Source organism: Fibrobacter sp. (genome assembly GCF_045112255.1).
In the GTDB taxonomy this organism is placed as follows: Bacteria; Fibrobacterota; Fibrobacteria; order Fibrobacterales; family Fibrobacteraceae; genus Fibrobacter.
The window spans coordinates 13,427-26,742 of sequence record NZ_JBGUHR010000080.1 but is presented as its reverse complement, the minus strand read 5'-3'; the positions used below and the strand labels follow the sequence as shown (position 1 = coordinate 26,742).

At 50.3% G+C, this 13,316-nt stretch carries 9 protein-coding genes; 6 read left to right on the top strand and 3 right to left on the bottom strand.

Annotation, left to right across the window (positions count from 1 at the left end; genetic code table 11):
- Nucleotides 1-12 precede the first annotated feature (12 nt).
- Nucleotides 13-1,080, top strand: coding sequence for a tRNA 2-thiouridine(34) synthase MnmA (gene mnmA, locus ACJMM9_RS10975; RefSeq protein ID WP_405326750.1), 1,068 nt, complete (start codon nt 13-15; stop codon nt 1,078-1,080).
- Nucleotides 1,081-1,193: 113 nt separating this feature from the next.
- Complete coding sequence (locus tag ACJMM9_RS10970) at nt 1,194-1,670, top strand: hypothetical protein (protein ID WP_405326747.1); 477 nt, start codon at nt 1,194-1,196, stop codon at nt 1,668-1,670.
- 1 nt (nt 1,671) lies between these two features.
- On the opposite strand, the gene ACJMM9_RS10965 is transcribed toward ACJMM9_RS10970, so the two are convergent.
- Nucleotides 1,672-2,439 (bottom strand): tetratricopeptide repeat protein, encoded by a 768-nt coding sequence (locus ACJMM9_RS10965; RefSeq protein WP_405326744.1) that lies wholly within the window; start codon nt 2,437-2,439, stop codon nt 1,672-1,674.
- Nucleotides 2,440-2,466: 27 nt separating this feature from the next.
- Nucleotides 2,467-4,284 carry a BatD family protein gene (locus ACJMM9_RS10960; RefSeq protein WP_405326741.1) on the bottom strand — a complete coding sequence of 606 codons (1,818 nt, stop codon included), beginning with the start codon at nt 4,282-4,284 and terminating at the stop codon, nt 2,467-2,469.
- 877 nt (nt 4,285-5,161) lie between these two features.
- Between ACJMM9_RS10960 and ACJMM9_RS10955 the strand changes: the two genes are divergently transcribed.
- The 4 genes from ACJMM9_RS10955 to ACJMM9_RS10940 all read left to right on the top strand — a co-directional run bounded on the left by ACJMM9_RS10955 (nt 5,162) and on the right by ACJMM9_RS10940 (nt 12,473).
- On the top strand, nt 5,162-7,135 hold the full coding sequence (locus ACJMM9_RS10955) for a 4-alpha-glucanotransferase (RefSeq protein ID WP_405326738.1): 1,974 nt from the start codon (nt 5,162-5,164) through the stop codon (nt 7,133-7,135).
- A gap of 119 nt (nt 7,136-7,254) precedes the next feature.
- A complete protein-coding gene (locus ACJMM9_RS10950) occupies nt 7,255-8,514 on the top strand; it encodes a glycoside hydrolase family 13 protein (protein WP_405326735.1) in 1,260 nt (419 codons plus the stop codon).
- A 235-nt stretch (nt 8,515-8,749) separates the two neighbouring features.
- A complete protein-coding gene (secD, locus tag ACJMM9_RS10945) occupies nt 8,750-11,365 on the top strand; it encodes a protein translocase subunit SecD (protein ID WP_405326732.1) in 2,616 nt (871 codons plus the stop codon).
- Between the two features lie 175 nt (nt 11,366-11,540).
- Nucleotides 11,541-12,473: a magnesium transporter CorA family protein gene (locus tag ACJMM9_RS10940; RefSeq protein ID WP_014545607.1), complete on the top strand. Its 933-nt coding sequence runs from the start codon at nt 11,541-11,543 to the stop codon at nt 12,471-12,473.
- 65 nt (nt 12,474-12,538) lie between these two features.
- Here the strand turns inward: ACJMM9_RS10940 and ACJMM9_RS10935 are convergent, their stop codons facing one another.
- On the bottom strand, nt 12,539-13,231 hold the full coding sequence (locus tag ACJMM9_RS10935) for a hypothetical protein (protein ID WP_405326729.1): 693 nt from the start codon (nt 13,229-13,231) through the stop codon (nt 12,539-12,541).
- Nucleotides 13,232-13,316 lie beyond the last annotated feature (85 nt).

The window sequence follows — 13,316 nt, the reverse complement described above, 5'->3', positions numbered from 1 at the left end:
AGCGCTTGCATCATGTCTAAAACTAGAGTCGCAGTCGGCATGAGCGGTGGCGTGGATTCGTCTGTCGCGGCGCTCCTTTTGCAACAACAGGGTTACGAAGTCGTGGGTGTGACGCTCCGCGTTTTGCCTGATGTCGATGGCGCCTTTGACGCAGAAAACGACCCGAGTGTCGTTCGTGCACGTGCGATTGCCGAAAAGCTCGGCATCGAGCATCATGTGGCGAACTGCTCCGATGCTTTTACGGGAGAAGTCTTAAAGCGCTGCCATGCGGACTTTTCGCATGCGCGTACGCCGAACCCTTGCTGCTACTGCAATCGCTTTATCAAGTTCGGCTGGATGATGGATTTCGCCAAATCGCTTGGCGCGGACTTCTTGGCGACCGGGCATTACGTGCGCATTGAAGAAGTGAATGGCGTCCGCAGGCTTTTGCGCGGTCGTGATCCTGGTAAGGACCAAAGCTACTTTTTGTTCTGGGTTCCCGATGAACGCCGCAATCATGTGCTTACGCCGCTTGGAACATACGTGAAAAGCGAAGTGCGCGAAATCGCTGAACAGAACGGCTTTGTGAATGCCAAGACGGGCGACAGCCAGGACATTTGCTTTGACATTTACGGCTCACAATACACGGAATTTTTGAAGGACCGTTTTGGCGAGATGACCCGCCCGGGCCGCTTCGTGGATGAGAAGGGCAAGGTGTGGAACACGCACGATGGGTTCCACAAGTACACGGTCGGTCAGCGCAAAGGTCTGGGCGTGGCGATTGGTGTGCCTGCGTTTGTGAAGCATGTGGACCCGGCAACGGGCGATATTCTGGTGACGGGCGACAAGTCGTCGGTCTGCTTTGACCGCGTGGAAATGGTGAACTGCGAATGGCACGGCGGTGCGCGGGAGGTCGGGACGACGTTCCGCGCCGAAGGCATGGTGCGTTACCGCCAACGTGCGGTTGGCTGCGAAGTTACCATCGTCGATACAAACAAGGCGGTCGCTGTTTTTGACGAACCGCTCTTTGCTGTGACTCCTGGCCAATGTGCCGTCTTTTACGTTGGCGACATGGTCCTTGGCGGCGGCCAGATTGTGTAAACTTTAAGGTTATAGGTATTAGGCTTTAGGAAAAGTCATCCTCCGCTAGGAGGATCCATACAGTGGATTTTTGGTATAGCATTTTTCCTTAAAATTTGTATTTTAAGCGCAATATGTTTCGATATGTTGTTTCTGTTTTAGTGTTTGCAATATCTTTACTTTTTGTAGGGTGTGCATCTAGTTATGAGATGTGGGTTTCCGTATCAGATGGTAAAGGTGACTATTCCATTTATTGCGATGGGGAACAGGTTTGCCCGACAAGCGATAATTGCCGCATTAAATCTTCAACAAGTGAAGATACGATTTATCTGGAAGCACGAAAAAATGAAGTTGTTTACGGCAGCTTGCTAGTGAATCGCGGCGAGTCCTCATATCACTTTAGTGCAGGCCTGTTGCGTTACTGGCCGTTCTTTTCGGATGGTAGAGGCCACCCAAGCACAGTGATGACTTTTGCGTTTCTTGATATGATTGCACTTCCTGTTGCTGTTGCAACAGCTATTATTCCAACAAAGGAATCTGGAAAATTCCCTGCGGGAGTAACGATTCCTATTACACGAATGGATTCTACATGGGTTAGTCCCTGGGACTAACTTACTTCACAATCCCGACTTCGCTGAGTTTCACGAAGCCGCGGATCTTTTCGCCGAGGCGGATTTCTGCGAAGTTGCCTTGTTCGCCAATGACTTCAAAGCTAGTGCCTTCGGAGAGCGTGTTGAGCGTTTGAGACTTGTCGCTCGGGGCGCTTGTCACGTCGGCGCTTGAGGCGGTCACGACGCCTGTGATGTCTGTTTCGAGCGTGTACATTTTGTAGAGTGCGCTTGCGCCAATCGTGCAGAGGATGACGCTCATGCCGAATACGACGCCTGTGCAAATGTTCTTGCCACGGCTGCCGTTCACGAATCTACGGGCGAGAATCACGAGCGCAATTGCCCAGAAGAGAACGAGCGAAATGTTCATCTGGCTTTTGAGCGAAATCGCGTGGTGCAAGTTCATGAGACCTTCGAGAATCGGGTTCTCTTCTTCGTCGCCTTCCTTGTCGCGGGTCTTGGTCTGTGCGAAATTCAGGTTGTGCTGGATGTCGTCATCGCTTGGGTGCAAGCGCAGTGCCGACTTGTAGTAGAAAATGGCGAAGCCGAGCTTGCCGCTGCGGTAGTAGGCGTTGCCCAAGTTATAATAGAGGTCTGCATTGACGATGCCTTCGTCAACGCATGTGCGCCATTCGTCAATCGCGCGTTCAAAGTCGTTTTCGTTGTATGCCTTTGTGCCTGCTTCGAGGCCATTGCATTTGTCGGCAGCGCTTGCTGCGGAGGTGAGGAGGAGCGCTGCGGCGATTGTCAAAATAATTCTATTCAGTTTCATAAAAGCGTCCATTGGAGATTCATGTTTTTATAGCTTCAGCGCCTCGCAAAGTTTTTCGACATCTGCGAGCATTTGGGACTGTTCTTCGGTCGAGGCCGTGACCGGAGCGAAACGCACGAACGAGCATTTTTCAAGCCAGCTGTTGATGGCTTCAATCGTTTCTTCCTTGACGCCGCGCTTAGCGAGATCCTGCTTCATTTGCGGGCGGGTCATGCCCTTGAATTCGACGTTCGTCAAATTGCTGAGGTAATCGATAAGGCCGTTTTCGAGTGCTGCAAAGAATGCCTTGCCGTCGCCGTTCTTGAGAGCGGTACGTGCGTTTGCGAACTTTTCCTTGAGGAGCTTGTTTGCCTTGCCCTTGCGGACGAGTGCCGTGTTGCTGTTGCGCTTACGCTTTCTCGTGATGGCGAAGTTTGCAATCAGGTAGAACGGAATTGCTGCTGCAAACAGAATCCAGAAGAGAATGCTCCTGTGCGGGGCGCTAGACTCGGACTTGTCCGTGATCGGGTGGATAAAGCGGATATCGCTGCCGAGGAATTCAATTTCTTGCTTTTGGACGACAGGAGCCGAGGTGCCCGTGCCTGCGGAGACCGGAGCCTGGTAAACGGGTTCTGCGGGGGCGTCGCTCTTTTCAACTTCGATGGTCCACGGGCCTGCCGAAGCGGTTTCGTATTTCTTTTTGGCGGGGTTGAACCAGGAATAGGTAATGGCCGGGATTTCGAAAGTTCCCTTTTTCTTCGGGTAGAGGAAAACCTTGATATCCTTCAAGGTGATGACCTTGTTGCCTTTCACCTTCTTGTTGATGCTGTTTTCGGGCGGGACGGAGCGGAATTCGCTAAAGTCAGGGAGTTTCGGGTCCGTGATGGTTCCCGGAGTGCCGTCGCCCTTGATGCTAATCGCGAGTGTCAAAGCTTCGCCGACCTTGAGGTTTGTGCGGTCGAAGTTTGCGCTAAAGCTGTAGTTACCGACCATTCCCGAGAAATCGGCGGGCTTGCCTTCGGTCGGGAGCGGGAGAACGGTAATGGAAAGCGGGGCGGTGGAGGTTTCCGTTTCGATGGATTCCTGCTTTACGCTGCGGCTCGAGAACGACATGCCGCCCATTTGCTTCTTTTCTTCGACGACTTTGGGTTCACCGAGTTTGGTGTACTTGAATTTGAAAGACGGAATTTGGAGCGTACCGCTCTTGGTCGGGCTGAGCCATGCGTATTTGGCGGATGCCTTCATCTCGCGGCGGGCGCCTTCGACCGGCTTGAAGTCCAGATTCGAGAGGTCGTTGCGATGGACGATGAAGTCGTTGCCGGTGCTCATGTCGGTAGCCTGGAGGCCGCCCTGGAAATGCTCAAAAGTGTGGAGACTGAGGGTGACGCTGAACTGTTCCCCTTCGTAAATGGACTTTTTGCTCGGGGTAAGGCTTGCGGCGAGTGCGTCGTCGTTATAGGAACGCTGCACGGTGACCGGGATTTTGCTGCTGATGGTGTTGGCTTCGCCGCCAATCATCCATGTGAGCGTTCCGAGGTCCTGCGTACCTGTCTTTTTCGGGGCTTTGACCTTGAACGAATAGACACGGGCCTTGTAGGCTCTTCCGCCACCGCCGAAAAACGAGTTGAAAATATCGTCCATGTCCGGGCGCATCACCTGATCGGCACTGTCGAGCCCGAGGAGCTTAAAGTTGTTGCGTGTTTCGAGGCGGAGTGCACCCCTGTTCTGTGGCAGTTCCTGAATTGGAACGATGAACTGCAAATTGAATGTCTGACCCGCTTCGATGCGGTCACTATCGACTTGAAGAGAAGGCTTTGCGCTTACAAATGCTGTTAAACCGAGACATAAAAGCAAAAATCGTTTCATGCCTCATAATTTACCAAATTTCCACCTCGGAGATATACTATGGGATTCCAATTGCGTCTGAAAAAGTGTTTTGCGACAGGAATTGCGTCCAGCATGATATAGGTAAGAGCGGGATATTGTTTTAAAATGAAAAAGTTGAAAAACGTCAAGATAATAAAGCGTCGGCCACAACCTTAAAAGGCGAGTGCCGCGACCATACTTGTATGGTCATGGTTGAGCCTTAAGGTTGGCGCTTGCGCCAGGATGGGCTTAAGTATTCTCCGAGCTGGGGCCCCGCCCGCATGTTTTTACATTTGCAAAAAGCACGTTTCAAAAAATTTGCCCAAATTTATATTTTTCCCCCTTGAAGCGTTAGTAAAAATTTGTTAATATTGGCGCCGTCAAAAACAAGGAGTCAAAACGATGTACTGCATTCTCGCCGCCCTCTTGATTAAGAGCTTTAAGAAATACGCAAAGCGCGCTTAATCGAAAAAGATTTTTCTCTCTCCAATTAACGATCGCGACGCCACGGACTTTCCGTGGCTTTGCTTTTTTATGAAGATGTGTATGGCGACCCCGGCACGGAGGCCGGGGTGACAAGTGTCGGGTGGCATTTTGGTATGGACGAAATGTCCAAAAAAGTTGCCGAAATATATACTAAAATACCTTGACGTGTTAGTAAAAATTTGTTAATATTGGCGCCGTCAAAACAAGGAGTCAAAAACAATGTACTGCATTCTCGCCGCCCTCTTGATCAAGAGCTTTAGAAAGTACGCCAAGCGCGCTTAATTCTATAAAGGACGATTAAGAATAAGAAATGGTCTCGGGTTTCCGAGCCTTTTTTTATTTGCTAGCAATTTGAAAGATTCTTTTACAAAATTAGAGTTATATTTGAAGCATGCGATATGGTGATTTAACTTCCTTTCAAACCGGCGTAGCCGTTCCTCTTTTCAGTCTTCACAGCAAGCACAGCATTGGCATTGGCGAATTTCTGGACTTGATTCCGTTCGCTCAGTGGGCCAAGTTCTGCGGATTCAATATCATTCAGCTTTTGCCTGTAAACGATACCGGCACCGAGCCGAGTCCTTACAGTGCCCGCAGCGCATTTGCGTTGAACCCTGTGTTCATCAATGTGCAGTCTGTTGAAGGTGCTTCTAATTTTGAAAATGAAATTGAAAAGGCTCGCGAACAGTTTGCAGATATAGAGCGTGTAGACTACTACCGCATTACGACTTGGAAACGCTCCATTTTGCGTAAGATTTTTGATTCCTGTTACGAGAATCTCAAGACGTCAAAGAAATTGCTTGCTTGGATTGAGCAGAATGCCTGGGTCAAGTCCTATTGCGTCTATTGTACGCTCAAGGCGCAAAACAACGAAGCCAGCTGGAAGGACTGGAAAAAGTTCCAGAACCCCTCCGCTGCCGATGTCGACAAGCTCTGGATGAAAAACTACAGGGATGTGCTGTTCCAGGCTTGGATGCAGTACACCGCCGAAGGTCAATTTACCGCTGCCGTGAACGAAGTCTCTAAACTCGGGCTTCGCTTGAAGGGCGACGTGCCTATCCTCATCAACGAAGACAGTGCCGATGTGTGGTTTGACCGCAAGTACTTCTCGCTTGCTGACCGCGCGGGCGCTCCTCCTGACATGTTCAGCTACGGTGGCCAGAACTGGGGCTTCCCGACTTACCGTTGGGACGTGCTCGAAGCCGATGACTTTGGCTGGTGGCGTCGCCGTTTAGCGCAGGCAAGCAAGTTCTATCACGCTTACCGCATTGACCACGTGCTTGGATTCTTCCGCATCTGGGCAATTCCAGAACAGGAATCGACGGGCATCCTGGGCCGCTTCCAGCCGTCCATCCCGCTTACTTGGGATGTGCTTCGCAATGCGGGATTCTGCCGCGAAACGCTTGAATATTTGCGCCGCCCGAACTACTCCGTGGACCAGCTGCGCGAATTCCTCGGCAACGAAACGGACAGGCTTATATCTCTGTATTTTGAAAATTTGCCGGGAAAGTTCGACCGCTTTGTCATCAAGCCCGATCTTTTGTCCGAACGCGCGATTCTTTCGCTTGACGAACCGCAGGAAGTCAAGGATGCCATGCTCCGCGTTTACTGGAACCGCGTGTTTATCCCGACGGGTGACGAAAACACGTTCTACCCGTACTGGTATTGGTATAACCAGCCGGTGCTCTTTACGCTCCCGCAGAACGAACAAGATAAACTCCATGATTTGATTGGCCAGAACGAACAGGCCCAGAACGCACTCTGGGAACAGAATGCCATGAAACTTTTGTCTGTACTCGCCAACGAAACGGATATGCTCGTTTGCGCCGAAGACCTTGGTGCTGTGCCACCGTGTGTACCGACTGTGCTCAAGAAGCTCGACATCATGTCGCTTCGTATTGAGCGCTGGGCTCGCAACTGGAGCGTTCCGTATTCTCCGTACTACAGCATGGATGAATACCCGCGTCTTTCTGTTTGCACGACAAGCTGCCACGATACTTCAACCTTGCGCGGCCTCTGGGAAGAGAGCGATTTTGACAAGGGCTTCTATTGGTCTCATGCGGGCTTGCCGGGCGTTGCTCCTGAAAAGCTTACGCCGCCGGTGGTGCACGACATCTTGTCGCATGTGTTTACTGCAAATAGTTTGTTCTGCATCCCGCCGATCCAGGACTACTTTGCGCTTTCGGCTTCGCTTTCTGAGTGCGACCCGAAGGAAGAACGCGTCAACATTCCGGGAACGGTCGGTGGCAAGAACTGGACGTATCGCACACCGTGCAGTGTCGAGGACTTGCTTGCCAATGCGGGCTTGATTTCGGAGATTAGCAAACTTGTCGAAGAACGTAAAGCCCGTGCCCTCTGGAAGATTTAGATAATTAGGAGTTCGGAATTCGGAGTACGGAATTGAAATAATCGCGGCGAAGCCGCCAAATTAAATATTTCCTAATTCCTACATCCTAATTCCGAATTAACTTAGTAGCTTCTTTTGTTATGACATTCCCCAATTGGACTAAAGACGCTGTTTTCTATCAGATTTTTCCGGACCGTTTTTGTCGTAGTGCAAAGTACAGGGCGGTCGGGAAGTTTGTGGATTGGGATACGATCCCAACCCGTGAAAACATGTTCGGCGGGAACCTTGCTGGCGTTTGCGAAAATCTGGAATACATTGCGTCCTTGGGCGTGAATGCCATTTACCTTTGCCCGATTTTCAAGAGCAATTCGAATCACCGCTACCATACGGTTGATTATTTTGAAATAGACCCGGTTTTAGGGACGCTCAAGGATTTTGATAAGCTCGTCAAGAAAGCGCACAAGCTTGGGCTTCGCGTGATTCTGGATGGTGTGTTCAACCATTGCTCGCGCGGATTTTTCCAGTTCAACAGCTTGATGGAACTCGGCAAGAACTCCCCGTACGTGGACTGGTTCCATGTGCACGGCTGGCCGCTCCATGCGTATTCGGGCAAGCCCAATTACGATTGCTGGTGGGGCTACCCTGCGCTCCCGAAGTTCAATACCGACAATCCCGATGTTCGCGATTACCTTTTCTCGGTGGGCGAGTACTGGATGAAGCGCGGTATTGACGGTTGGCGCCTGGATGTTCCGAACGAGATTGATGACGATAGCTTCTGGCAGGAATTCCGTCGCCGCATCAAGGCGATTAACCCGGATGCCTATATTGTCGGTGAAATTTGGGATGAGCCTTCGCGCTGGCTGCAGGGCGACCAGTTTGACGGCGTGATGAATTATCCTTTGCGTAAGGCGGTACTTAAGTACCTCTTTGACGAAAGTCCGATTGTGCTTGCTGAGTTTGCGACTCGTTTGCGCGAGGCGTTCCCAGAAGGTCGTTTCGGTGTGCAAATGAATTTGCTCGGGAGTCATGACACGATTCGGTTGGCTTCGCTCCCGTGCTCAAATTTGCAGCGCGTGAAGCTTGCGCTTGCGCTCCTGTTCTTTTTGCCGGGTGCTCCCTGTATATATTATGGTGATGAAATCGGCATGCTGGGCGGCAAGGATCCTGACAATCGCAGGGCATTCCCGTGGGATAAACTTGAGGAATGCATGAAAAAGCCGATTTTCGGCTTTATCAAGGAGCTGATCGAACTTCGTAGAAAGTCGCAGGTGCTGCGCGATGGTTCGCTGGAGATTGCTTATAGTGCTGGGCGCCTAGAAATTGTCCGAACTCTTGGCAAGAAGAAGATGACACTTGCGATTTCGGCGGCAAAGCCGGACCCTGCGTTTGAGATAAAATAAGCCGGGCGTTACCCCGGAACAGGTCCGGGGCAGGCTCTAGCTGGCGTCTGAAGCCCGTTTGAAGGGGTGATGGAAGACCCGTAGGGGCTGCAATCAGGGGGATTCTTCCCCCCTTTTATAATAATACTAGGCTTTCAAGGTGCTAATCTTTCGTCTTTCGTCTTTCGTCTTTCGTCTAAATTTCTAAATTTGACCCCGCAACTAGTATGTATAATGCCTTATTAAGGGATTACAAATGAATAAACACAAATTCGGCTTCCGAGAATTCATCATTCTCGCAGTCATCATTCTTTCGGCCTACACTGTATGGCCTTCTATTCAGGTTCACTCCAAGAAGGGTGAAGCCAAGCAGACCTTCCTTAAGGAAAATCCGAAGCTGGGCACGAAGTCCATCAATTTCGGTTTGGACCTTGCCGGTGGTACGAGCATCACGCTCCAGATCGACAAGTCTAGCCTCAAGGATGGCGAAGATATTAAGGACATCCAGGCTCAGTCTCTTGAAATTATTCGTAACCGTGTTGACCAGTACGGTCTTTCTGAACCGCAGATTTCTCCGACTGGCGACGACCGCATTGTCGTTGAACTGGCTGGTGTGGATGACTCTACGGCTAAGGCTCTCGTGGGTTCTACGGCTAAGCTCGAATTCAAGATTCTCGCCGAATCTGAAAAGTTTACGCAGGTTGTTGGTCTTATCGACCAGTACCTTACTCGCCAGACGACCGACATCATTGCTGATTCTGCTGTGACGGATACCGCCAAGAAGGCTGAAGTCAAGGACGAAAAGGCTATGTCTGATGACGAACTCCTTGCTGGTGGTGTCGCAAAGACTGAATCCGCTGAAAAGAAGGATTCCGCTGTTGCTGAAGCCGCTCCGGCAGACGTGGTTGGACAGTCCCTTTCCTCTTTCTTCATCTCTTTCGGCAATGGCGGTTTCATTGCTGAAGAAAGCGTCGAAAAGGTGAAAAAACTCCTCGCCACTGAAGGTGTCCAGAAGCTCATCCCGCGCGATGTCGCTTTCGCTTTCGGTAGCGGTCTCGAAAAGCTCCGCCGCGATGCAAACATCAAGGCCAAGCGTCTTTACCTCCTCAAGCGCCGTGCAGAAATGGGCGGTGACGATATCACGGATGCTCGTCCGTACCGCGTCAGCGATGGTATGAGCGCCGGTGAAGTTGCCGTGAACCTCAAGTTCGGCGGCATCGGTCCTAAGAAGTTCTCTGCTGTTACGGCTGCTAACGTCGGTAAGCAGATGGCCATCGTTCTCGATAACCAGGTCATCAGCGCTCCGGTCATTCGCGACCGTATCCCGAATGGTGAAGCTCAGATTACGGGTCTCGACGACATGGCTGAAGCTAACCGCCTCGCTGTTGTGCTCAAGGCTGGCGCCCTCAAGGCTCCGATGCAGATCATCGAAAGCCGTAGCGTCGGTGCAACTCTTGGTGAAGAAAACATTGTCCAGGGCTTCGGTTCCGGTGCTATCGGCCTCTTGCTCTGCTTGGTGTTCATGGTGGCTTACTACCGTCTCGGTGGTTTCATTGCAAGTATCGGCGTGATGGTCAACGCTCTCGTGACTGCCGCTGTGATGTCTGTGTTTAACGCCACGCTTACTCTCCCGGGTATTGCTGGTTTCATCCTCGTCGTCGGTATGTCTCTCGACGCGAACGTGATTATTTTCGAACGTATCCGTGAAGAACTCAAGAACGGCCTCACGGCTCGCGCCGCTGTCGCCAAGGGTTACGAACGTGCATTCAGCGCCATCTTGGACTCCAACTTGACGACTGTTTTGACGGGTCTTATTTTGTACAAGATTGGTACGGGTTCCGTCAAGGGTTTCGGTCTTACGCTTACGATCGGTATCCTCACTTCTCTCTTCTGCGCTATCACGATTTCCCGCGCTGTGTTCGACTGGAGACTTGCTAAGCGCGACAGAACGACGCTCTCTATCGGTTCTGGCTTCAAGTCTTTGAACAATGCTAACCTCCAGATCATGAAGAACCGCGGCAAGTTCAAGGCTCTCTCTATCATCCTCCTTATTGCAAGTATCGCTTGCATTGCAGTGAAGGGCTTTGACTTCAGCATCGACTTCACGGGTGGTCAGGTCTATACGATCCAGTATCAGGATGACGCTAAGCACGAAACCGACTTGAACAAGGCTTTGAGCAAGGCTGGCATCCAGGGTGCTCGCGTCCGCTCTCTCGGCGGTACGTCTGCTAACTCTTACCAGATCAGTGTTCGCGGTGATGACACGAGCTTCGAACTCGCCATGGCTAAGGCTTTCGAAGCCGCTAACCAGAAGTGCGAAATCGTGGCTAAGGACGCTGTCGGTCCGACCATCGGTAAGGAACTCCGCTTCAATGCTATTTTGTCTGTGATTCTCGCATGGCTTGGCATCGCTCTTTACGTGTGGTTCCGATTCGGTAAGCTCGGCCTTGGCTTCGGCGTTGCTGCTGTGCTCGGCCTTATTCACGATACCATCATCACGCTCGGCTTCATCTCGGCATTCAGCCTTTCTTTCGACGGTGCCTTGATTGCTTCGCTCCTCACGATGATTGGTTACTCTGTCAACGACACGATCGTGAACTTCGACCGTATCCGTGAAAATACCGCTCTCTTCGGTTCTGCTAAGTACGAACAGACCATCAATAGCTCTTTGAACCAGTGCTTCAGCCGTACGGTGATTACCTCTCTCACGACACTCTTCGTTTGCGTGGTTCTCGCTGTTAAGGGTGGCTCTTCCATCCGCGACTTCGGTCTCGTTCAGTGCTTCGGTATCCTTATCGGTACTTACTCTTCTGTGTGCGTCTGCTCTCCGATCGTTCTCTGGTGGAGCAAGAAGTTCAAGAAGGGTGTGTAGTTAGACGAGAGTACGCCGCTACGCGGCTACAGACTAAAGACTAGAGATTTGCCCCGGCTTTTGCCGGGGCTTTTCTGTTGCTATTATCTGCTGTTTTTAATGGATTTTTTTCATCTTTCATCTTTCGTCTTTCGTCTAATTTTCTATATTGCTCATGTTCGATAAAGGGGGCGGTATGCTCAAGTATTACAAAATCGAATCCGGTCGTCTCTCAGTAGCTCCGAACGAAGAAGCTGCTGACATCGTTATGATGGGTTCTTTAAGCCAGGAACAGCGCAGCATCCTTGTTAAGGAATATGAGATAACGGAACATACGATTGCCTCCGCATTTGACTCGGACGAACTTTCCCGTATCGAATACGACGATGATTTTACGACCATCGTGTTTAAGAAGCCCAAGAATTATTCTGCCGAGGATAATTTCCAGTTCCGCGTGGAATCTTTTGGCATCTTCATTTTCAAGGACTGGGTCTTGCTCCTTACTGATAGCGACATCCCGGTGATGGATGAACGCAAGTTCTCGAAAATTGACAGCCTGAATACGTTTGTGCTTCGCGTGTTGAGCTTTGCGATTGCACACTTCAATGAACACTTGAAGATCATCAACCGCATCAATGACGATTTGGAACTGCGCCTCAATACGTCGATGGAGAACAAGTATTTGCTCTCGATGTTCAGCTTGAACAAGGGCTTGATTTACTACGTGAGCGCCTTGAACAGTAACGATACGTTGCTTCGTAAGTTGCAGCTTGGCCGCAGCCTCAACTGGACTGAAGCTGAACGCGAACTCCTGGAAGATATTCAGATTGAAAACGGGCAGAGCTTGCAACAGGCAAACATCTACGCTAACATTTTGACATCCATGATGGATGCGCGCGCAAGTGTCATCAACAATAACGTGAACCAGTTGATGAAGAACCTCACTATCGTGACGATTTCTATTTCGCTCCCGACGTTCTTCGCAAGCTTGTTCGGTATGAACGTGAAGCTTCCGTTTGGTATGAATGGTGATGCGACGGTCGGCTCCCCGGTGGCGTTCTGGATCATCATCGCCATCTGCTTCCTCTCTGTGTTTGTCTTCCTTGCCGTCTGGATGCGCAAGAAATAGTGAGGATTTCGGAGTTCGGAATTAGGAATGAAAACGCGACCGCTGTGGCCGCGTTTTTTGATAGTTTAATTTAAAATTGGAGTCTCTTCGAGGCTCTTTTTCACAAATTCAGCGACGCATTTTTCCCAGTGCTTGCGGTGCATGGCGTATGGGAACTTGTTGTGGAACGCTTCGTGCCCAAAAGCGACTCGTTCGCCTGACTGGTTGTAAATGGCGTAATCGGCGAAGAACCAAAGTCCCCTGTCTGTGATAACGTTCCCTGAATTTTTAACGTAGCTAGAATCATTTGCGCTACCGAATAAAAAATTTGAATTGCTATAAGCCTGGTAAGCGTATGTTTCTTCTTTGCGGCTGAAGCCCGCATTTGAAATGGCGATGTAGTAGCCTTCATTCATGTTGATCGTTGACGGCTTTGGAATGTTGAATTCCGTTGCTCCTACAGAATCGTGCTCAATGCTCATGCCTGCAATATTGACTTGCCTGAAATCCACGTCAATGGATTTATGGACAAGGCTGTCGTAGTTTTTCTTAAGTTCTGCTTTGTACCAGTCGGTGAATTTTTCGGTGTATTCTTCGAGATCGTCTTCGAGGTCGTCAACATTGTCAACAAAAGGTTCTGTAAAGACAACGGTAATTTTTGTTGGTTTTTCAGTCCAGGTCGGATTTATAGATACGGTTGGATTATTTTGTGCACAGCCTACAAAGAAAAACGCCGAGTATAACGCCAAAACGGCAAGCCCCCAAAGCTTGTTTTTCATAAAATCTCCTTCTTGCTCCCCATAACACTTGTAAAGAAAATAATATAAAAGACAACGCATGTCACGTTGTCTTTTTTAGAAAGCG

Excerpts from the sequence above, each read along its gene's own strand:
- mnmA (WP_405326750.1), top strand. The coding sequence starts at position 13 with ATGTCTAAAACTAGAGTCGCAGTCGGCATGAGCGGTGGCGTGGATTCG.
- ACJMM9_RS10970 (WP_405326747.1), top strand. The coding sequence starts at position 1,194 with ATGTTTCGATATGTTGTTTCTGTTTTAGTGTTTGCAATATCTTTACTT.
- ACJMM9_RS10965 (WP_405326744.1), bottom strand. The coding sequence starts at position 2,439 with ATGAAACTGAATAGAATTATTTTGACAATCGCCGCAGCGCTCCTCCTC.
- ACJMM9_RS10960 (WP_405326741.1), bottom strand. The coding sequence starts at position 4,284 with ATGAAACGATTTTTGCTTTTATGTCTCGGTTTAACAGCATTTGTAAGC.
- ACJMM9_RS10955 (WP_405326738.1), top strand. The coding sequence starts at position 5,162 with ATGCGATATGGTGATTTAACTTCCTTTCAAACCGGCGTAGCCGTTCCT.
- ACJMM9_RS10950 (WP_405326735.1), top strand. The coding sequence starts at position 7,255 with ATGACATTCCCCAATTGGACTAAAGACGCTGTTTTCTATCAGATTTTT.
- secD (WP_405326732.1), top strand. The coding sequence starts at position 8,750 with ATGAATAAACACAAATTCGGCTTCCGAGAATTCATCATTCTCGCAGTC.
- ACJMM9_RS10940 (WP_014545607.1), top strand. The coding sequence starts at position 11,541 with ATGCTCAAGTATTACAAAATCGAATCCGGTCGTCTCTCAGTAGCTCCG.
- ACJMM9_RS10935 (WP_405326729.1), bottom strand. The coding sequence starts at position 13,231 with ATGAAAAACAAGCTTTGGGGGCTTGCCGTTTTGGCGTTATACTCGGCG.